Below are 21,755 nucleotides of genomic sequence, written 5' to 3'. Positions count from 1 at the left end.
TTTCAAAGCACTAAATTATGCAGCAAGATTTTGCTGTTTTTGATTTCTTGCAGCAATAATTTTACTGCCAATAATAAAAACAAGCATCACTACAATTGCGAAACACATTAATAAAGCTCCTATCATAAAAATGGTTCTGTTCGTTAATAATTGTGCTTGTATTGTGGCCGCTTTGTTAATCATAGCAGTCGACAACGCATTTGCCTGTTCAGCATTGTAACCTTTAGACAAAAATAAATTCTGATAATTTAAACTGCTTTGTACCAAATTCTGGTCTTCTGTAGTTAAGTGCGTTAAAAAACCTAATTTGTATTCTTTATTATAATTCAATTGCATCGTATAAAATCCGGAAATTGAATTTAAAGTACCAATAAAACGCCCATAAGCACAAACTATAATAGCTGTAAATCCTGTAAACTTAGGAACTGCTGACATCGTTAAAATAAGCACAGGTAAAAAAATAAATCCAGAAGCAATTCCCTGAATGAAAACGGGAACAGCTAAATCAGCAAAAGACAAATTGGGCGTTAAGGACCAATACATCCATAAATTATAAAAAATCATTATTAGAAATCCCGTTATTATTAGTTTTGGAACATTCATTTTATTTTTAAGAATCATTTTGACAGAAAATGCGATTGAAATTATAACGCCAGCACTATTGTACAAACCCAATTGAACAATGTCTGTAGAACTCCAACCCAAAATACCTCCGGCATATCCGTAAATTAAATTGATTGTATCTTTTATTCCGTAAAAAAGAATCAGAAAAAACAAACCCAAAATAAACTTACCATATTTGAAAGCTCTTAAATCTATAAGCGGTCTTTTTAGAATGGCTTGTTTGTATACAAAAAGTAAAAGCATTACAAAACCAAATAACGCTATTTTTAGAATTGAAGGAGATGAAAACCAATATTGTTTTGGCCCGTAAATCATAATATAAGCAAAAGAAAGACTGAAACCTGCAAAGAATAAACCTCCCGTCCAATCAATTTGATAAAGCGGAAAAGAACGGTGTTTCATTTCAGGATGAAAAATCAAATAACAAATTACCAGCGCTAAAACCTGAAGAGCAATCAAACCATAATAAACAAAATTCCAATTCATATTTACAGCAACCCACGAAGAAAGAATTCCCGTAATTACAGATGTGGTCAAAATTGCTGCAAAGAAAATTGCGGATCCTATCAGCGTTCTTTTTTCTCCTGGTTGAGTTGAAAACAGAACAATTAACATCGTTCCTACACAAATTGCAACTACAGTTCCCTGAAAAAACCTCAACACGATAAATACAACTATATCATGCGTTGCAAAACTTCCAAAATTGATTAAAATACCCAACAATAAAGCGGTCATTAAATATTTCCTTGCCGTAAAATAACGCTGCAAACGAAACTGTATTGGCAAAAAAGTTATAATTCCTGAATAAGTTGCCATCAATGACATTGATATATCTTCGGGCTCTACGCCGTAAAATGAAATTAAATGCTGCTGTATAAGATTATAGGAAGAAAATTGTGCCAATGCAATAAAAAGAACCAGAACTAATAATACAAAAGTCAAACCTTTGTATTGCATTGCTTTACTATTTAAAAAAGGATGTGCTTTCATTATTTCTTGTTTAAAACCGCAACCGTTACATTCATTCCGGATTTAACTTCCTGAATTGTTTTAGAATCTGCAAATTCGATTTTTACGGGTATTCTTTGAATAATTTTTACAAAATTTCCGGTAGAATTATCCGCCGGTAAAAGAGAAAATTTAGATCCTGTCGAAGCTGAAATTGCCTTTATTCTTCCCTCAAAAGTTTTTCCGGGAATAGCATCAACTTCTATTTTTACAGATTGTCCAACATAAAAACCATTTACTTGTGTTTCTTTAAAATTAGCCGTAATCCATTTTTCGTTTTCATTTACAATCGATACCAAAGGCTGTCCCAATTGCACTTGTTGCCCTTCAAGAATTTGTTTACGGCCAGTTTTTCCGTTATATGGCGATGTAATTACCGTATATGTCAGGTTAATCTTTGCTAATTCTAATATTGCTTGTTTGCGTTTAATATCTGCAATGACCAAAGCTTTACGGGTTTTAAGTTCCTGAACTCTTGATTGTGTACTCAACAAAGTATTTTCTGTAGCATCATAATCATTCTGGGCAACATCGTATCTGGTTTTTACCTGTTCGTATTCTTGTCCCGTTACCGCTTCATCTGTCAATAATTTTTTATATCTTAAATTATCCTGCTTTTGCTGCCATAATCTTGCTTTCGCAGAAGCGATTTGATTTCTATTCACCAAAACTCCTGTTTGAGCCACATTTATTCCGGCTTCCAGAACTTTTATTTGTGCATACGCATCTTCTAAAACGGCTTCGGCTTCATGAACTTTAGACGTGTATTCTCTATTGTCTAAAACGACAAGCGTATCGCCTTTTTTTACATCCTGATGTTCCTCAAACATAACTTTCGTAATATATCCGCTTGCTCTTGCAGAAACAGGATTGATATAAGATTCTACTTGTGCGTCATTGGTTTCCTCATAATTTGTTCCGTTTACAAGGTAAAGTGTAAAACATATCGCTGCTGCAATTACGATTGAAATCGCGGTTAGTGATAATACTTTGTTTGAATTTTTATTGGCTGCTGTTTTCATTGTGATTATTATTGAAATTGTTGTTTTGGTTTATAAATTTCCTGTGGTATATTGTAATCTGTAATAAATAATTAAGGCACTAATTTGGGCATTGACAAATGTGTATCTTGATTCCTGATATAAATTATCGGCATCGAGAAGATCTGTTAATAAGGATAATTGATTAAGATATTTCGTATTGATAATTTCGAAATTGACTTTGGCTTGTTCTATAGATTTATCTGTAACTTCAATTCTGTTTAGAGCCTCGTCATATTTGATATTCAAAGCCATAATATCATCTTTTACATTATCTTTTATCCAGTCTTTTTGAAGTTCAATCGCATCAAGTCTATGTTTGGCGGCTTTGACTTTGTTTTTGTTTTGATAAATGGATGATATGTTATAATTTAACTTAACGCCCACAAAGCCTGCAGAATAAATTTGATCTATGGGTTTAAAAAATAAGTAGTTTGGATAATTGAATCCGTAAGCAGAAATAAAACTTAATGAAGGATAATAATTAGATTTCAGGTTTTTAATTCTGGTCGACTGAATTTTCGAATTCATATCTATTTTTTGAAGCAAATAAGAATTACTGACATCGTTGTTATTTTCCGGCAGGACAATTTCTTTCAAATCATTAGCCAATAAAGTATCACTTGGATATAGCACTTCTGAATCTGATACATTTATTAAAATCGCTAATTTTCTGCTGCCAATTTTAATGTCATTTTCATTTTGCGTTTTATTCAGTAAAACATTAGATAATGTTAATTCGGCATGCAAAAGGTCACTTTTTGTAACACGTTGGTTTTTATAAAATGAAGTAATATTTTTTAATCTTGTTTGTGCTCTTTTTTCCTGATCCTGAATAAGTTCTTTAAAATGATACAAACGAATTAAATCTAAATACTGCACTGCGGTTTGTAAACCAATATTTCCGGCCTGATCTTTAGAATTTATTGCGGCCAATGCATTTCGATAAGAACTTTCTTCAATTACTGATTTTGTTTTTCCTCCTGAATAAATATTGAATGCTAAATCGACTCCAAGATTTGCTCCGTCAGGACTTGGTAAACGGCTGACTTGCGTAGCATCGTTTAAACCGTGATCGTACAAAGTTGCTTTAGAAAATCTTTGGTACATTCCGCCAATTCCCAATGTTGGCAATATTGTATTTTTTGCATCGTTATAATCGTCCGCAGCTGCTTTTTGCTCCAGACCAAAAACCTGAACGGTTTTGTTATTTTCTTTTGCCATTGCAATAGCTTCCTGCAACGAAATATTATGTTTTTCCTGTGCAAAAAGGGAAGCACTAAAACCTAACAGCATCAGGATATTTATAAATGGATTATTTATTATTGTTTTCATCGTTTTTGTTTTTAAAATTCATTTCAAATAAGACATGAGAATGCCTGCTCCCGTTTGGAAGTAATTTTTTAATTGTGATAATTTTACTTGATTTACTACTCGCCTAAATGGCTTTTTCTAAATTGCGCCGGCGATTTGCTTGTTATTTTACTGAAGATTCTGCTAAAATATTTGGGATCATCAAAACCAATTGTCGCGGCTATTTCTTTTATGCTTAAATCAGAATACCATAACAAACGTTGTGCTTCGCGAATGGCTTCTTCCTGAATAGAATACGAAACTGTATTTCCCGTAACCATTTTTAAGGTGTCATTTAGGTATCCCAATGAAAGATTCATTAAACCGGCATATTCTGCAGGGCTTTTAACTTCTTTAAAATTATCGCGCAATAATTTTCTGAAAGCAGTTACGATCGTATTACTTCTTAAGGAATATTGTTTGGTATCCTGAGTTACGCTTGCCTGATAAATAGAGGTTATTTTGTAAATAAGCGATACAACAATAGATTTAATGGCTGGTTTATGAAATGTAGACATATCGTTGAGAAGCGAAGTATCATACAATAATTCCATCAATTGAAACAACCATTTTTTCTGCTCTTTTGAAAGAGTAAGTACTGGTCCCTGATACAAAGATTCTTCTAATACTGATCTTGAATAATCATCTATTAGATTATGATCAAAAAACAATACCCAGCCCTCAATTTTCTGAGTTTTTATTATGCGCTGTACCTGGCCTGGATACAGGAATAACATGAAGCCGTCGCTAAGATAAACTTCCTTGAAATCAACAAAAAAAGTTCCTTTTCCATTGTTAGGCAAAATACAGGCACAAAAATCATTTCTATGTGATTTTGTAATCTCTCTTCCTATCTTTTCTACAAAACCATCACTCATCTTATCTATCATTATATCCAGAGTAGATTCGTTTAGTTTTTTAAGTGGAATTATTGTTTTCATCTTTACATCTATTTCTACAGTGCAAAGTTCACCTATAAATAAGTAGTTTTGTCTAATTAAAGACGGTATATAGTGGACGATTCACATATTTATCCATAAATCTACAAAAATGATGGATGATTCACTTATAAAGCACTGGATTTGTATGTCTTTTTGGCGCTTTTAGAACAGAAATTGCAAAATGAAAAAAGTAAACCTTTAAACAATAGCAGTTTAAAGATTTACTTTTCTATAAAATCATCTGAAAATCTAACTCATTTCATTTTCAATGATTAACTCTTCCTTTTATATCCGGAATCTTCTCAATCAAATTTTTCCAATAACGTTTTGGCATGTGCTGAATATGAAGTTTCATGTTTTTTCTTGATTCAATATTAACACTGCTAAAATAACGGCGCCAAAGGTTCTGAAAAAACTCTTCTTGTTCGTCGCATATTTCGGCTAAGAATTTAGATGAATTTGATTCATTATTAAATTGCAATTCTATTGTTGATACGTTTTCGAGATCATAATAAATACCATATTTACGTTTTGCATCATATATTAGCCAGCGTTGGTCTGCGTAGCGTTTTTTAAAATGGCTTTCTATAATGGGCAATACATTGCAATCCGGCTCAATAATGGCATAATATAATTTATCTTTTGTGAGTTTAAAACGCACAAAAGCTTCCATTCGGTGCGCTTCTTTTCTGGTCATTCTCATTGCTTTTCTGAGATCCCAAACGGCATTATTGCTAAAATCTTCTTCTACATTTTTTGAACTTGATACTACATATTTGACAAATTGAAACATGATTTGTTCGATCTGATCTACATCAGACAAAAATGCATTATAAATACTCGAAAATCCTTCTGCCGAAAGGCGTTGTTTCAATCCGTTCAAAACCCGATTTGCTTTTTCTATATCGGTCATTACATGATGATGCGTTGCAAAAAGCAAAGCAGCAGAAGCTTCATCTTTGGCAAAAACGACATCTTCAAATTTATATTCATAAATTTCAAATACCGCTGTCAGCCAGCCTTCGTAGGTTCCGTCATAAATTACCTGTATCATCTTAATTAAAATAAAGCAAGTTGATTTGAGAAGTCGTTTTTATATTTACTTTTTTGGATATTTAAAATTTGATCTTTGATTTGAATCGACGTTAAATCGCGCTGCATTTGAAACGGCGTTGCAAAAGCCAGAAAAAATTTGGCGCGCGTATAAGCAATTCCTAATTTCTTCAAATCTTCAGGAAATAGTTTTTTAAATTGTCTCGCTGCTACAATTTTTTTGGCACTCATATAACCAATTCCCGGAATTCGTTTTATCAATTCTAAATCAGCGGTGTTAATGTCAACCGGAAATTGGTTGAGGTTTCGCAAAGCCCAACCCAATTTTGGATCGATATCAAGATCAAGATTTGGCTGGTTGAAACCGACAATTTCATTGACATTAAATCCGTAAAAACGAACCAACCAATCGGCTTGGTACAAACGGTTTTCACGTATCATCGGAACCGGAGTTCCAATAGCCGGAAGCCGATTATCGTAACTAATGGGCACATATCCTGAATAATAAACACGTTTCATATTCATCTTTTGATAAAAATAATCTGCCATACCCAGAATTTCAAGATCGCTTTCTTTTGTTGCACCAATCACCATTTGTGTACTTTGTCCTGCCGGAGCAAAAACGGGCGCTTTATAATTTAGCTTCTTTTCTTCTTTATGTCCGACAATTTCATTTTTAAGATATTCCATCGGTTTAATTACATCAATATGATTTTTATCCGGTGCGAGCAATTTAAGGCTTTGTTCAGTTGGCATTTCGACATTTACACTTAAACGATCAGCGTACATTCCGGCTTGTTTCATTAATTCATCGCTCGCACCCGGAATCGCTTTGAGATGTATGTATCCGTTAAAGTTTTCTTCTAAACGTAATTTCTTGGCGATTCGAACCAAACGTTCCATCGTATAATCGGGATTATCAAAAATACCCGAGCTCAAAAATAATCCCTCGATATAATTTCTTCTGTAAAAACCAATGGTTAAATCAACGACTTCCTGCACCGTAAAAGCGGCTCGTTTAATGTCATTGCTTTTTCTGCTTACGCAATACGCGCAATCAAAAATGCAATGATTCGTCAGCAAGATTTTTAGTAACGAAACGCAACGTCCGTCTTCAGTATAAGCATGGCAAATTCCGTAGCCTTTTGCATCTCCAAGTCCTTTATCTTTATTTTCGCGCTTACTGCCACTAGAGGAACACGAGACATCGTATTTTGCCGCATCCGCTAATATTCCTAGCTTCTCCATCACTCGCTCGTTTACCATTTTTGACTTTTTATTTGATTTGGAAATGAAAATTCTTTGAATCAAAATTAGTTATAGATCGTTACAAATTAATGATTTTGATTGTTCTAAATTGTGTCAAATTTTTCTTTAGTGTTTGGTTAGACCTTGCAGGTTTTATCCCGTGGCTTCGAGTCAGTCAGGTCTCTGTTGATAAAAGCTTTTGTTAAAATATGTTTCATGTAACAGTTTTTCCGCATAAAAAAATATATTTGTCTTGAGCCCCAGTTCTAACCTGATTTAAAGAACCTAAAAGACAATAATATGGATACTGAAAAATTTATTTTCTGCCTCGAAGGTGTTCCTGATGTAGATGAAATTAGAACTACAGATGTGGTTAAAAATCTGGAAGAAATTGCGATTGACCAAGGTATTGCAAGCATTTATAAAACCTGTGACACGATTGAAGGTTTAGAAGAAAGTTTGAATGTATTGCTTTATGAAGATCATAATTTTAAGGATTATGAAATTATTTATCTGGTGATGCCGGGTCAGGAAAACACGATTTGCCTTCATGATTATTATTACAGCCTTGTAGAAATAGCCGAACTTTTTGAAGGAAAGATGAAAGGAAAAGTGATTCATTTTGCCAACAAAAAAATATTAGATTTAACTGAAGAAGAAGCACAATATTTTCTGGACGTAACCGGCGCGCGCGCCATTTCTGGTTATGGATCGACTTATAATAAAATTGCGAGCTGCAGCACGATTGATAAGGCATTTTTTAGTTTATATCAGGACAACGACGATCTTATTGAAGTTGTAGAAGAGTTGTATCAAAAACATCATGCGCTTTGCCAATTGCTTGATTTTAGATTGTACTATTTTAAACAATGAAAATAAAACCCGATGAAAAAGTAAAAACATACGGCGCCAAAGGTTTTCGTGACCGATTTCTTGGTGAAGAAAATCCGATGCATTTACTTTTTAAATCAAATTCTGATCATTTTTTCTGTCTTGAAATTGATGAAATAATGCAGATGCAATATCCTGTTCCGCCTTCCAAACATTCTTGTCATACCTTAATTTTTATTTCCGCTGGTCAGCATGTTATGAAATTGGGATATCAGGAATATATCACTACCGATAACGAAATTATTGTGGTGCCGGCGGGCCAGATTTTCTCTCTTGACAATGTTAACAATATACATAAAGGTTATATCTGCCAATTTCATCCCGATATTTTAATTGGAAAATACGGCAATCGGGAAATGCTTAATGATTTTGATTTCATGAAAATTTCCGGCAATCCAAAAATCACTTTAGCCAAGGAAGATATTCCTAATATTACAGCTATTTTGAGCCGGCTTCAAAAAGAATATTCTGAAACTTCAAGCGCAAATCTGAATATTGTGCAATCGTATTTGATTACGCTGTTTTATGAAATGAATAAAAATTCGGTTAAAACTTCTAAAAGTATTTCAGCTGCTGAAGTTATTACGGGAAAGTTTAAGGAATTAATTCATGAGAATATCAAAACACATCATCAGGTGAATTATTATGCTTCTGAACTTAATGTTACGCCAAATCATTTAAACAAATCGGTGAAAGCTGTAACGGGCAAGTCTGCTGCCAAATGGATTGATGATACCATTTTATTAGAGGCTAAGTATTTATTGTTTCAAACGACACTTTCTGTAAGTGAAATCGCAGTGCAGGTTGGACATGAGGATCATTCTTACTTTAGCCGTTTCTTTAAAAAACAGGAAGGAATTACGCCTATTCAATATCGAAAATTGATTGATAAGTCCTAATTATTGATTACGAAATCCTAGAAAAATAGTGGCACATTGGTTGAAATTTGCAGGGTAAAAAAGAGCAAATTATGATTTATGTTTTTAAAACTACTGTTGATTCAAAATCGAAATTAGAATCAGCAACTGTTGTACTTCACGAATTATTACCTCACGCATTATGGAATTTTGATCTTGAGGATTGTGATAATATTTTAAGAATCGACAGCGAAACGGAAGTTTCTGAGGTAATGCTTCAAAACGATATTTTCGACTGTATCGAATTAGAATAAAACTGCTTTCTCTTCAATTTTCCAAACCTCAACTTATTTATTATGGAAACTGCCCTGCATCAAAACAAAACTTTTGACACTATTGATTATTCGGATCAAAAATTATCTGAAAACGAATTTATAAACTGCGAGTTCATTAATTGCAATTTCTCTAAAAGCGATTTTAGTTATATCGATTTTTTAGATTGTACTTTTAAAAACTGCAATCTTTCGCTGGCTGTTCTTAAAAATACAGGACTTAAGAATATTAAATTTATGGGTTGCAAACTAATGGGTTTGGACTTTAGCTCGAGCAACAGTTTTTTATTTTCGATGCGTTTTCAGGATTGTATGATTGATTATTCGACTTTCATTTACAAAAAACTAAAGAAAACGGAGTTTATAGATTGTTCGCTAAAAGATGTTGATTTTTCCAATACGGATTTGTCTTTGGCTATTTTTAAAAACTGTGATTTATCGAATGCCACTTTCGTGGAATGTATTCTGGAGAAAACTGATTTTCGTTCTTCAAGAAATTATGCTTTTGATCCTTCTGAAAATAAAATTAAACGAACAAAGGTTTCGCATGCTGCACTTGCCGGATTATTAGAAAAATTTGATTTAGATATTGAGTGAGATTGTTTCTCGCAGATTTTGCAGATTAAGGAGATTTTATTTAAAATTTTTATAACAAAAAAAGGGATGCAAAATGAATTGCATCCCTTTTATCAAAATATGAAAAACAAATTATTTATTTAATCCAACGTGGATCTCCAATTGCATTATCTTTTAAAGTTTGATTACCAATTGTAAAATCTCCTGTTGCAGCGTTTGTAAACTGCGGATTGGCTGTAATTCCTGCAGCATCAACTTTATTTAAAGCTATTGTTGTGTCCATAAAACTTGGCGCATTGTAATAATAGTTTTGAGTAAATATTGGTGCTGTTGTACCAGCTTGATTTGTGTAAATTGCTGTAGTCTCAGCAATCAAAGTATTTCTTACTGCTGATGTATTAGCGCTAAAACGAACATATAATATTCTTTTTGGTGCTGCTGTACTAGACACTTTGTATAAAGTACATTTGTCAATTAATACATTTGTATTTAAACCTGTACCAGAAAAACCGTTAGCTGGCGCAACAGCATCTGCTCTAACAAAATCACGTGCTGTTGAACAGTTATTAAATGTGCTGTTTTTAAGAATGATATCAGTAACATATGTATTTCTGAAATCTATAAAATCTGCACCTACATTTGTATTTACATTCGTAACAATACTATTATCTACTACCAAAGATTTCACTTTTGTTGCACTAGCATTTGCAGAAACCAAAGCACGTGCAAAATCATGAACTTTACAACCGCTTATTAAAATATCATTATATATACTTGAAGCTCCCGTAATAGTAAGAAGTGCTGAATTGGTAATCCCTGTACCATCTAAATCTAAATCTATCAAACTTATAGCAGAAGCTCCGGCCGCAGCAGTAAAAGTTACATTTACTAATGGTTTGTTATACCTTTTAACTCCTCTAATAGTAACTGGCTTAGTTAGTATTATATCGCCAACATAAGCATTATAATCTCCTGGCATTAAATATAGTTTTGCACCTGGCGCTGCTTGTGTTATGATCACATTTAAATTATCTTCAGGATTAACTACAGTACCGGTTGATACGTCGACTCCTGTCGTAAATGTTGCAGTACCTCTTGTTTTAGTTCCATTTAACAACGTAGCGGTGTAAAATGTATCGCCGGTAAGTCCTGTCACGGTAGCAACTCCGGCAGTTTTTTCTGCAGCCGTTATGGTGTGTGTAATATTTCCCGGAGCAGTAGTAATTTGTGTTACATTGCTATTTGGTGTCCATCTTAAAGTAGCAGATGCTCCTTCAATATCAGTTTCCAGAACAGGAAAGAAAATTTGCTCTGATAATGTTGTTGCTGTAATAACTGACCAGCTAGAATCTGCTAATCCGGTTGTACCAACAGATTTTACTCTAATAGAATATACTGTTTCACCTTCTAAGGCAACTTGTATAGGCAATTGCTGTTGTGTAACATTCATTGTCTTGTAAATTGTCTTGAATTCAGGATCATCGGCACTAAATTCTACAACAAAATGATCTGCAACTTCTTGCTGTTTTAGAGTCCAATTTAATTCAACTGTAGTTTGATTTTTAATTTTTGCCGTAAGTCCAAGTGGAGAAAACTCTCTTGTATTTCCTACACTGTCTAACAATCCCTCATTATAACTTTCGCAGCTTGAAATTGCAAATGCAAGTACTAATGTGGCTATTAATCCTTTTAATATATATTTTGTTTTCATCATAATACCTTTATTATTTTTTTCTAAGAGCTTAATAACCGTAATCATTTTTTAATTGATTATTGCTTCCATCAATAAATACTTGCCATATTGGCCAGAATTGTCTGTTATCAGGATTAACGCCTGGTTTGTACAATGAATTTACCTTAGCATCTGCTGCTGTTCCTGTCCAAGTCCAAGGAGTAGATGAATATGTTGCTCCCGGATTTGTTGTTTCTCCTCTATTTAATCCGTAGATATCTAAACTTACATTATCCGCTTTATATTTATAGTACAAAGTTGTTGGTACATCAGCATATTCGCCTGAACGTGCTGATAAATCTGCCATTTTTTGTTTTGCCTGATCTAATTTTACTTTTAGCAAATTCCAACGAATAAGTGCTTGTTTACGCTCCATTTCTCCGGTAAACTCAAATTTATTCTCTTCAACAATAGCATTAAACATTGCTTCTTTACTACTTAGAGCGTTTACATAGTTCTCCACTTTTTCAGTCTGAACTGCTACAGGAAATGATCTTCTTCGAATTTCTTTTAGATAAGCCATTGCTGCACCAGGTCCTTCTAATTCGTTTGCTGTTTCAGCAGCAATAAGAAGTACCTCAGCATAACGCATGTACATTTTATTAACTCCATCATCATTATCTGAAGTAACTCTGCGTATCATCCATTCATAACGGTATTTACCAAAGTACCACGTATCTAATGTTCCCAACTCTTGCTTAGCAATAGGATATGGAGTCGCTGCAACAGCTGTACCCCATTTATAAGGCACACAAGTAACATCTCTACGTAAATCTGTCTGATCGTAATCGTAAAAAACAAATGGCAATGGACCAGCTACACCTCCTCGATTGGCTCCATTAGCTTGAAACTGATCACTAATAGAAGTATGCTTTACTGCAAACGTAAATAACATACGACCACGACCATCAGCAAAAGGCAGTTCCCAAAGAGATTCTCCGCCAGCAGTTGTATTCTCCTGATTGTATTTTCTCCATAGTCCCTCAAAAGTAGATTCTAAATGAGCAGTACCACTTTGAATCACTTCACGAGATTCTTTTAATGCCAATGCATACATACTGGCAACTGAAAGTTCCGGATCAGTACTTCTTCTTACTCCGTTAGGATATTGTTGATAACCACTTGCTGCTAAAGCCAAACGTGCTCTAAATGCTTTTACAAAAGCTCTATTTACGTGCTCAACAGTACCTGTATATGAACTTTGACCAGGCCAGGCAACTAATGTTGATGCTTCTCCTAAGTCAGCAATTAATTGTTTATAGATAATATCTCTACTTGATTTAGGTAGATATAAAGTTTCACTGGTAATAGGTTCAAAACGAGCCGGAACATCTCCCCATGCTTTAACCAAATCAGCATAGTAAATAGCTCTTAGTGTTAAAGCTTCCCCTAATAACTGTCCCATTTCTGTTCCCGGTAAAGGATTTCCATATTGACGTATACCTTTAATACAAACATTAGCACGTTCAATACCTGAAAACATCATGGCGTAAGCATTAGTGGTATTATTCATCTCTGTATTACCTGGCTTTGCATCATAAACACATAAATCAGCTTTATCTCCTGCGGTCTGAGAAGTATTATGCCATTCTACATCTGTATTTAATCCATAATATGGCAAGAAACGCCCTCTATAAGAGTTAGTCTCGGCAAATGGTACTTTAATTCCATCTACAGCTCCTTTTGCAAGTCCGGCTGTAGAGAAAATCAAGGATGCATCTAATGTCGATTCTGCTGGTGCATCTAAATAGTCATCTTCAAATTGTTGGCAAGAACTGAATAAACCAGAAATAATCAATCCTGCTATTATGATTTTATGTTTCATTTTGTAATAATTTAAAATTAGAAATTAAGATTCATCCCAAAAACCATTTGTCTGCTTCTTGGATAAGGACTTGAATCAACCCCAGGTGTAAGTGGGTTTTTTCTTTTCGTTGAAACTTCCGGATCAGAACCTGAATAGTTAGTCCAAACAAAAACATTGCTTGCTGTTAGATAGAATCTCAATTTAGAAACTCCAAGTTTAGATGTAAACATCTGAGGGGCCGTATAACCTAATGTTAAAGTATTTAATCTTAAAAATGATGCATCCTCAACTGCCCAATCAGTAAATATAGCAGTTCTCATATATGGCGACCACATTGTAGTATTAGCATTAAGTGCTGTTAATGCTGCAGGATCTGTTACTAATTGACCTGAAACAGGATCTAAATTCGTCCATCTCTTTCCGTCAGCCATAGTTGAATTTAGATTTTTGTACTCGCCTGAAGCAGTAGCTGTAGAAAATTCAATTTTATCAGCATTATATATGTCATTTCCAATACTCCAGTTAAAAGCTGCCATTAAATCGAATCCATAGGCATTCCCGTTGATAACGAAACCACCTGAACTTTTAGGATTAACATTTCCAATAATTGTTTTATCCTTTAGATCTGCTACACCATCTCCATTAACATCTTTTAATTTCATATCTCCGGGTTTAAGAGAACTTCCGTCTCCTACTAAAGTAGTAGCAGTAGGAGTTACACCACTTTTTAAAACATATTTTCCTCCAACATAATCAAAGTCAGAAACTTCATATCTTCCATCATTTTTATACCCGTACATAGAACCTAACGAAGAACCAACTTCTATTAGATAATCATCTCCAATTTGTGAAGAAGCCCAACCTGTAGCCGCTCCAAAATTATTCATAACACCTAATGAGTTTATACGGTTTTTGTTTATTCCCATGTTGAATGAAAAATTCAATCCGTATTTTGCTTTTTCAATTGCAACAACATTTATAGTAGCCTCGAAACCTGTGTTTTGTGTCTCACCCATGTTACGATATTGAAAATCGTATCCTGATCCGGGAACTGGAAAATTAATTAGTAAATCGCTAGTAATGTTTTTATATACATCAAAACTACCATTTAGGCGGTTTTTGAAAAACCCAAAATCCAAACCAACATTCTGAGTAACTGTTGTTTCCCATTTCAAATCAGGATTGGGCATTGTTTTTGAAGGTGCCCAAATACTGGTAACTCCATTAATCCATGTTGTTGATGTAGATTGAAAAATTTGAATTTGTTGTCCAACAGGTATATTATTATTTCCTGCTTCACCATAACTGGCTCTTAGTTTTAGTAGACTTATTGCGCTTTTATCTTTTAGGAAATTCTCTTCAGAAATTTTCCATCCTGCCGCAACAGCCGGGAAATATCCCCAACGATTTTCTTCTAAAAATTTACTTGAACCATCTGCACGAAATGTAGCTGAAAATATGTAACGATTTTTGTAATCATAATTTGCACGTCCAAAAAACGACAATAATTTATCATCAGGACTGTAGTAATTATCCACTGATGCCGGTGTTCCCTGAGTGGTTAATTTCTTTGCTTTATCAAAATCAAAAAACTTAGGATAACCATGAATAGTAGTAGTTACAGTATTTGAATTATAAGTAATACTTTCTTCTCCTAAAAGAGCAGTCAAATGATGATTTTCGCCCATTATTTTTTTGAAATCATAATTCAGTGTATTAGCATTTCTAAAACGTTTGTCTTTAGTATCACCCATAATCATTGCAGGCATACCTTGTAATGGACCTACCGGAGCGTTAGCAATATAATAAGTAGTTAGTCCGTAATAACGATAATCCAAATTGTTATAATTATCCAGACCTAAATCTACTTTCAATTTTAAATTATCTACAATCTCCCATCCAAAACTCCCTAACATATTGAAGTTCTTACGAAATTGTTGGCGATCATTATCAGAAACAGAAACTAAAGGATTTATCAATACATCTGTACCATCCCCAGATGTATCTTGTGAAGTTAAACCTGCTACCGGAATTGGAGCATAACCAACAATAGTACGCATACGTGAATCTGTTGAAGATTTTTCGTTTTGTTCATTTACTCCTCCTCCATCAATCTCAGTATCAGAATAACGCACAGTAAAACCAACATCAACTTTATCACTTATTTTACTATTTAAAGCCAATGAAAGGTTATTTCTTTTATAATTTGAACCTATCATAATTGCTTTTTCGTCATAATGAGCATAATTAAAATTATAGCTAATCTTATCACTTCCACCTCTAATTCCTAAATCGCGACTTTGCACTTCTCCTGTACGCCCGAAAATTTGCTTTTGCCAATCATCTCCTTTTAAACCATTGTACATATCGTGATCTTGCCAATTTCCAAAATACTTAGTATATGAATTTGGATTAGAAGCTACTTTTGTTCCTGTTTGTGAAAGCAAAGCATATTCGTATTGCCATTTAGTATAATCTTCAGGCGACAAAACATCAATTTGATTTGCTATCTTTTTCATACCATAAAACATATTAAAGTTTACAGCTACTTTACCATCTTTTCCTCGTTTTGTTGTAATAAGAATTACACCGTTTGCACCACGTGATCCATATATTGCAGTTGACGCAGCATCTTTTAAGACTGTCATGGAATCAATATCAGATGAAGAAATATCATTCATGCTATTTATTGGAAATCCATCCACAATAATTAAAGGTGAGGCGTCCTGTGTAAGAGAGCCTCCTCCACGAACTCTAATTCTTATATCTGCATCGGGAGAACCCTCAGATGAAGTCACCTGTACACCTGCAATTCGACCTGTTAAGGCTTCAGCAACATTTGCCACTGGCACTTTTTTCAAATCGCTACCAGAAATAGTAGAAACTGCTCCTGTTAAGTCAGATTTTTTTGCAGTTCCATATCCAATAACTACAACTTCATTTAAGCTGTTAGAATCCTCAGCTAATGAAACATCAAGTTTCGTTTTTCCATCAGCAGAAACTTCTTTTGTTTTAAAACCTATAAAAGAAAAGCTTAAAACTGCTTTAGAATTGGTTAGTTTGATTTTATAACGGCCATCAAAATCAGAAGAAGTACCGTTTTTGGTTCCTTTTTCTAAAATATTTACACCAGGCAAGCCTAAACCTGAGGCATCTTTTACAGTACCCTCGAGTGTCACATTTTGTGCTCTTATTTGATTGCTCATGAATAAGCACAATAAGAAAACAAATGCGAAACAATGATTCGTTTTTTTAGTAAATAAATCTTTAAAATTCATAGTTTACTCTTTAAGTTATTAATTGGTTTTTTAGTTTAAGTGGTTTTTTGTAATCCTTATATATGTTCCTGTATTTTGGAGACTCAACTTTGAAAATGATGTGCTACTTTTTAGATTCAAACATCATATTTTACATCGTAATATTTTATTAAAAAATATCATGTAATCGATTACACAAACATAGATATTTTTTTAATATAAAAAATTAAAATTCATAAAAATTTCCTAAAATAAATTACATATCAAAAATAAAAGCCTTTTTTTATACGACATGTGTAATTTTAATTCATAAAAAATATTAAATATATTTTTATTAATTAAACATTTGCTGTCTATTTACTAAAAAAACAATCGATTACAAGAAGAAAAATTATAAAATTATCAGGTGTAAAAATCACACTTAAAATATTTTTTACAGATAAAAATTACTGGTGAAAATTAAAATTTAAAAGATCGAATCTTAAAAATTCTTAAACCATTACTTACAAGAAGAAAAATAAGGAAGAACAATTCTGAAGTCAGAATTGAAAAAAGCGCACAAAAAAACCCTTAAACAATATTAGTTTAAGGGTTTATATATTTTAAGAAAAGTTCTTTATGCGCTTTGTAACTGCAATGAAGCTTTGCGTCGTTGAATTAATATCAATGTAATAACCATTCCGATAACCGACATTCCTACTCCAATAAGGTTTGGAGAAGCATAACTATATCCGGCAACTAAAGGTAATCCGCCAAGGAAAGCTCCAAGTGCGTTACCAATATTAAAACTTCCCTGAAGTGAGGCTGATGCAATCATCTCTGCATCTTTAGCGGTTCTAATCATCAGCATTTGAATAGGCGCAATAACCGAAAAAGAAATTGCTCCTGTTAAAAACGTCAGGAATAAAGAAGCATATTGATTGTAAGAGAAAAAGTAAACCAAAATTAAATCAATAGACATTACAAACAATAATGCTAATGTAGTTGGCGCGGGAGAAAATTTATCTGCCAGTTTACCACCGGCAAAATTCCCAACAACCATTCCGAATCCGGCAAGAATCAATATATAAGAAACATCTTCTGCAGAAAATCTTGAAACATTTATTAATAAAGGTGCGATATAACTAATCCAGGCAAATAATCCTCCAAAACCAATTGCCGTGATTCCGATAATTAACCAGGCATCTATTTGCTGAAAGAACTTCAATTGTGTTTTCATATTTACATTTCCGCTTTTTTCTAAATTCGGCATCCATAAATAAATAAACAAAAGCGTTAATAAACCCACAATTGCAATAAGTATAAAGGTATAACGCCATATAAAATTATGTCCTATATAGGTACCAATTGGCACACCAATAAGATTAGCCAGGGTTAAACCCGAAAACATAATAGCGATCGCCTGAGCTTCTTTACCTTTATCTGCCAATCGGCTGGCAACTACTGCTCCAACTCCAAAAAAGGCGCCGTGCGGTAATCCGGAAAGAAATCTGGATGCGAATAAAAAATTATAATTGGGAGCAATGATTGAAAGGGCATTAAAAACCGTTAACATCAAAGCTAAAATTAGAAGCATTTTTTTGGGAGCGAAATTTCTACCAATGATTACTAATAATGGTGCGCCAATAACAACACCTAAAGCATAAGCCGAAATTAAATATCCTGCAACAGGAATTGTGACTTTCATGTCTGAGGCTATATCAGGCAACAAACCCATCATAACAAATTCGGTTATTCCGATTGTTAAACCTCCTAATGAGAGTGCAATAAGACTTTTTTTCATTTGTTTTTACAAGAAAGGAATAGACTTTCTATGGTGCAAATTTAACACCATTTTACATAAAATTAGTTGTACATTTGCGATATAAACTTGTAAATTTATGTTATGCCGAAATTTAATCAGTTTGAAAAACTAATCATTCATGAATTCGAAGATGAGGTATTTCCTCATGTTCCGCATACGCATACCTATTATGAAATCATTTATATTAAAAAAGGAAGCGGAATTCATCATTTAAACAACAATTTACTTCCGTACAAAACAGGTGATTTATTTGTAATTTCTCCGGAAGACGAGCATTATTTCGATATAAAAAAAAGTACACGATTTGTCTATATCAAGTTTACAGACAATTATTTCGATTCTAATAAAAATCTTTTTTGTGATGATTTGCTTTTAAATACGCCTGAAGATTTCATGCGTAACAAATTATTAAAAGAAACGGTTTTAAAATTAGACGATCCGTGCAAAACGATTTTAAAAAATACAATCGAAAACATATCTGCTTATAATTGTAAAACTGATGTTGCGAGTTCACCAATTGTATTTTATCAAATTCTTTCGATTTTCGGATTAATAAAAGAAACGATTCGATGCATGAATTTGCAAATGAAATCGACACACATAGATAATGAACAAATTGCCACTTATATTCATCAGAATATTTATCAGCCAAAATTGGTTCAAATTAAAGTAATTGCCAATCATTTTAATATCGCAGAAACGTATTTTAGTGCTTATTTTAAAAGGACTTTTGCTATTAGTTATCGTGATTATATTCATAATTTGAGAACTACTTTAATAGAAAACCGAATTCACAATAATCAATTACCAATTAAACAAATTGCCTATGAATTTGGTTTTACGGATGAAAGCCATTTGTCGAATTATTTTAAAAAACGAAAACACATGAAGCCAACTGATTTCAAAAAAACATAACATTTGAAATCTTAAATAAATAGTGGCTCTTAAAAAAAATATCTAAATTTGTATTTCAAAAAATAATTTCATTGCCTAAAAAATTCCACATATTATTTTTCTTTTTAACTCTTGGCTTCTTTTTGATGTCCAATTCAGGTTATGCGTGTGGAAGAGCTTCTGAAAAAACATCTTGCGAAAAGAAAGAAATCTCAAAAAAAGAAACATCTCATTCTTGTCAAAAAGATTGTTGCACGAAAAATCATGATTCTAAAAAAGACCAACATGGCTGCAACGGGAAATGTGATCATTCGAGTTGTACCACAACGGCTTTACAATTTAGTCTGATAACGATAAACGAATTCGAATTTAGTAATAATCTCTTTAATTTCTCGCTTGAGAAATCTATTTCATATTATAAAACCGCTAGTATTTCTGCTGGTTTTACTTCTATTTGGTTGCCTCCAAAAATATAATAATTGTATTTCTAACAGCCATAATTATGTCTTGCCACAAAATTACTTTGTGACTTTGCGAGATCAAACATTCGATAAAAATTAAATTATTTAACTTAGAGAAATATGAATTCTCTATTAAACTACATAAAATGAAAAATACAATATCAACTATAACAGCAGTAATCATATTATTATTTTCTGCAAATACTATTCAGGCAAATTCAAACAAAACAGCAGCTACTACAATAGAAATTGCTGATTCAAGTCAATTGCAAACTGTTTATAATGCTTATTTTGTTGTAAAAGATGCTTTAATAAAAAGCGATTCAAAATTAACTTCGGCGAAAGCCAAAGATTTATTGACTGCGATTACTGCCATAAAAATGGACAAGCTAAAAAGTGACGAACACAATGTTTGGATGAAAGTTGTAAAAAAATTAACTGCTGATGCCAAAAGTATTTCAGCAACTACTGATCTTAAAAAACAACGTGAGACTTTTAAATCACTTTCTAAAAACACTTACGAATTAATTAAAGTTTCAAAATCAACTGAAGTTGTATACAAACAATATTGTCCAATGGCAGATGCTGATTGGTTAAGCAAAGAAAAAGCAGTTAAGAATCCGTATTACGGTTCTTCGATGTTAACTTGTGGAAACGTAGTTGAAACCATCAAATAAATATGACACTCTACATCAAAAACATGGTGTGTGGTCGTTGTAAAATGGTTGTGAAGTCTGAGTTTGAAAAACTTGGACTTCATACTATTTCTGTTGAACTAGGCGAAGTAGAATTAAAAGATGCTATTACCGAAACTCAAAAAAAGATTTTACTTCAAAACCTTCAAACTTTAGGTTTCGATTTTATTGATGATAAAAAAAGTAAAGCAATTGAGAAAATAAAAAATCTTATTGTCGATTTGGTTCATCATAAAAACAATGAACTCAAAGTCAATTTATCTGATTATCTGGTTGAAAACCTCAACCAGGATTACAGCACACTAAGCAATCTTTTCTCAGAAGTAGAAAGCACCACAATAGAAAAATATTTTATCAGCCAGAAAATAGAAAAGGTAAAAGAGTTATTAATTTACAATGAGCTTTCGTTAAGCGAAATTGCTGACATCTTAAACTATAGTAATGTAGCGCATTTGAGTAATCAGTTTAAGAAAATTACGGGTTTTACTCCTACTTATTTCAAGCAATTGAAGAATAAAAAACGAATTCAGATTGAGAATTTGTAAATCGCATTTTATACTATAAAAAAAAACGTGCTAAATTATTAGCACGTTTTTTATCTATCTGAATAATGTCCCATTGCCGAGATTACAACAACTGTTACAATTTCTTCTTTCACTCTATATAAAAGCCTGTCTTTTTTATTTATTTCTCTTGACCACAATCCAGAAAGCTCATGCTTTAGTGCTTCTGGTTTTCCAACTCCTTCAAATGGATTTTCAGCTAATTCTTCTAATATTTTGGCGATTTTTTTAATACTAGATTGATTACCTGATTTCAAATGTTTAGAAATATGTGTTTGAGCTTCCGCAGTTACTTCAATCCTAAACTTCCCCATATATCATTTGGATCAAGTGTTATGCTTTTAGACTTACCACTATTATAGTCTGCTTCTATTTTTTTTATTTTTTTTACAAATTCAGGATTGTATGGACTTTCTTCTTCCTCTATTTTCACACCTTTATTAGTAACAGCTAACAACTTTGCAAGTTCAAGCAATGTTTTCCCTGCTTTTGTACGCTCGTTTATAGTTATAGTTGTCATAATATTATTTTTTTATTATTACAAAGATACAAAAATCATGCTATTCTCATACGATACAATTCTGTCACAAAAATTATAGTTAATTTTATATAACGCTTA

General features: G+C 32.9%; 20 protein-coding genes. 8 read left to right on the top strand and 12 right to left on the bottom strand.

Translation table 11 applies throughout. The features are described 5' to 3' along the window. Positions 1-15: 15 nt before the first annotated feature. The 6 genes from GKZ86_RS18985 to GKZ86_RS18960 form a co-directional block, all read right to left on the bottom strand. Complete coding sequence (locus tag GKZ86_RS18985) at positions 16-1,614, bottom strand: MFS transporter (protein WP_154784632.1); 1,599 nt, start codon at positions 1,612-1,614, stop codon at positions 16-18. After that, positions 1,614-2,654: an HlyD family secretion protein gene (locus GKZ86_RS18980; protein WP_154784631.1), complete on the bottom strand. Its 1,041-nt coding sequence runs from the start codon at positions 2,652-2,654 to the stop codon at positions 1,614-1,616. The genes GKZ86_RS18985 and GKZ86_RS18980 overlap by 1 nt, the downstream gene beginning before the upstream one ends. A gap of 30 nt (positions 2,655-2,684) precedes the next feature. After that, entirely contained in the window at positions 2,685-4,007 is a 1,323-nt protein-coding gene (locus GKZ86_RS18975) for a TolC family protein (RefSeq protein ID WP_154784630.1), read from the bottom strand. A 95-nt stretch (positions 4,008-4,102) separates the two neighbouring features. Then, entirely contained in the window at positions 4,103-4,966 is an 864-nt protein-coding gene (locus tag GKZ86_RS18970) for an AraC family transcriptional regulator (RefSeq protein ID WP_154784629.1), read from the bottom strand. Positions 4,967-5,231: 265 nt separating this feature from the next. After that, positions 5,232-6,020, bottom strand: coding sequence for a TIGR03915 family putative DNA repair protein (locus GKZ86_RS18965; RefSeq protein ID WP_154784628.1), 789 nt, complete (start codon positions 6,018-6,020; stop codon positions 5,232-5,234). 5 nt (positions 6,021-6,025) lie between these two features. Next, positions 6,026-7,285 (bottom strand): putative DNA modification/repair radical SAM protein, encoded by a 1,260-nt coding sequence (locus tag GKZ86_RS18960; protein WP_154784627.1) that lies wholly within the window; start codon positions 7,283-7,285, stop codon positions 6,026-6,028. Between the two features lie 282 nt (positions 7,286-7,567). Here GKZ86_RS18960 and GKZ86_RS18955 point away from each other — a divergent pair, with 282 nt between their 5' ends. The 4 genes from GKZ86_RS18955 to GKZ86_RS18940 all read left to right on the top strand — a co-directional run bounded on the left by GKZ86_RS18955 (position 7,568) and on the right by GKZ86_RS18940 (position 9,944). Beyond that, positions 7,568-8,140, top strand: coding sequence for a DUF6642 family protein (locus GKZ86_RS18955; protein ID WP_154784626.1), 573 nt, complete (start codon positions 7,568-7,570; stop codon positions 8,138-8,140). After that, positions 8,137-9,057, top strand: coding sequence for an AraC family transcriptional regulator (locus GKZ86_RS18950; protein WP_194632595.1), 921 nt, complete (start codon positions 8,137-8,139; stop codon positions 9,055-9,057). The genes GKZ86_RS18955 and GKZ86_RS18950 overlap by 4 nt, the downstream gene beginning before the upstream one ends. A gap of 71 nt (positions 9,058-9,128) precedes the next feature. Then, positions 9,129-9,329: a hypothetical protein gene (locus GKZ86_RS18945; RefSeq protein WP_154784625.1), complete on the top strand. Its 201-nt coding sequence runs from the start codon at positions 9,129-9,131 to the stop codon at positions 9,327-9,329. A 42-nt stretch (positions 9,330-9,371) separates the two neighbouring features. Continuing rightward, complete coding sequence (locus GKZ86_RS18940) at positions 9,372-9,944, top strand: pentapeptide repeat-containing protein (protein ID WP_154784624.1); 573 nt, start codon at positions 9,372-9,374, stop codon at positions 9,942-9,944. Positions 9,945-10,059: 115 nt separating this feature from the next. Here the strand turns inward: GKZ86_RS18940 and GKZ86_RS18935 are convergent, their stop codons facing one another. The 4 genes from GKZ86_RS18935 to GKZ86_RS18920 form a co-directional block, all read right to left on the bottom strand. Beyond that, a complete protein-coding gene (locus GKZ86_RS18935; protein WP_154784623.1) occupies positions 10,060-11,637 on the bottom strand; it encodes a DUF5123 domain-containing protein in 1,578 nt (525 codons plus the stop codon). Between the two features lie 28 nt (positions 11,638-11,665). After that, positions 11,666-13,480 (bottom strand): RagB/SusD family nutrient uptake outer membrane protein, encoded by a 1,815-nt coding sequence (locus tag GKZ86_RS18930; protein WP_154784622.1) that lies wholly within the window; start codon positions 13,478-13,480, stop codon positions 11,666-11,668. Between the two features lie 17 nt (positions 13,481-13,497). Beyond that, positions 13,498-16,668: a TonB-dependent receptor gene (locus GKZ86_RS18925; protein WP_228526622.1), complete on the bottom strand. Its 3,171-nt coding sequence runs from the start codon at positions 16,666-16,668 to the stop codon at positions 13,498-13,500. 667 nt (positions 16,669-17,335) lie between these two features. Beyond that, positions 17,336-18,502 carry an MFS transporter gene (locus GKZ86_RS18920; protein WP_154784620.1) on the bottom strand — a complete coding sequence of 389 codons (1,167 nt, stop codon included), beginning with the start codon at positions 18,500-18,502 and terminating at the stop codon, positions 17,336-17,338. A gap of 102 nt (positions 18,503-18,604) precedes the next feature. Here GKZ86_RS18920 and GKZ86_RS18915 point away from each other — a divergent pair, with 102 nt between their 5' ends. The 4 genes from GKZ86_RS18915 (at position 18,605) to GKZ86_RS18900 (ending at position 21,118) form a co-directional block, all read left to right on the top strand. Next, entirely contained in the window at positions 18,605-19,438 is an 834-nt protein-coding gene (locus GKZ86_RS18915; RefSeq protein WP_154784619.1) for an AraC family transcriptional regulator, read from the top strand. A 71-nt stretch (positions 19,439-19,509) separates the two neighbouring features. Then, positions 19,510-19,893 (top strand): hypothetical protein, encoded by a 384-nt coding sequence (locus GKZ86_RS18910; RefSeq protein WP_228526623.1) that lies wholly within the window; start codon positions 19,510-19,512, stop codon positions 19,891-19,893. A 131-nt stretch (positions 19,894-20,024) separates the two neighbouring features. Further along, positions 20,025-20,555, top strand: a complete 531-nt coding sequence (locus GKZ86_RS18905) for a DUF3347 domain-containing protein (protein ID WP_154784618.1) — start codon at positions 20,025-20,027, stop codon at positions 20,553-20,555. A 2-nt stretch (positions 20,556-20,557) separates the two neighbouring features. Continuing rightward, positions 20,558-21,118 carry an AraC family transcriptional regulator gene (locus GKZ86_RS18900; protein ID WP_154784617.1) on the top strand — a complete coding sequence of 187 codons (561 nt, stop codon included), beginning with the start codon at positions 20,558-20,560 and terminating at the stop codon, positions 21,116-21,118. Positions 21,119-21,168: 50 nt separating this feature from the next. Here the strand turns inward: GKZ86_RS18900 and GKZ86_RS18895 are convergent, their stop codons facing one another. Together GKZ86_RS18895 and GKZ86_RS18890 are read right to left on the bottom strand one after the other, a co-directional pair. Continuing rightward, complete coding sequence (locus GKZ86_RS18895; protein ID WP_154784616.1) at positions 21,169-21,450, bottom strand: Txe/YoeB family addiction module toxin; 282 nt, start codon at positions 21,448-21,450, stop codon at positions 21,169-21,171. After that, positions 21,426-21,656 (bottom strand): DUF2683 family protein, encoded by a 231-nt coding sequence (locus tag GKZ86_RS18890; protein ID WP_154784615.1) that lies wholly within the window; start codon positions 21,654-21,656, stop codon positions 21,426-21,428. Before GKZ86_RS18890 ends, GKZ86_RS18895 begins: the two co-directional genes overlap by 25 nt. Positions 21,657-21,755: the final 99 nt, after the last annotated feature.

Source organism: Flavobacterium sp. LC2016-13 (genome assembly GCF_009707955.1).
Lineage (GTDB): Bacteria > Bacteroidota > Bacteroidia > Flavobacteriales > Flavobacteriaceae > Flavobacterium.
Note: the sequence above shows the minus strand (reverse complement) of the source record. Positions and strands in the feature narration are given on the sequence as shown.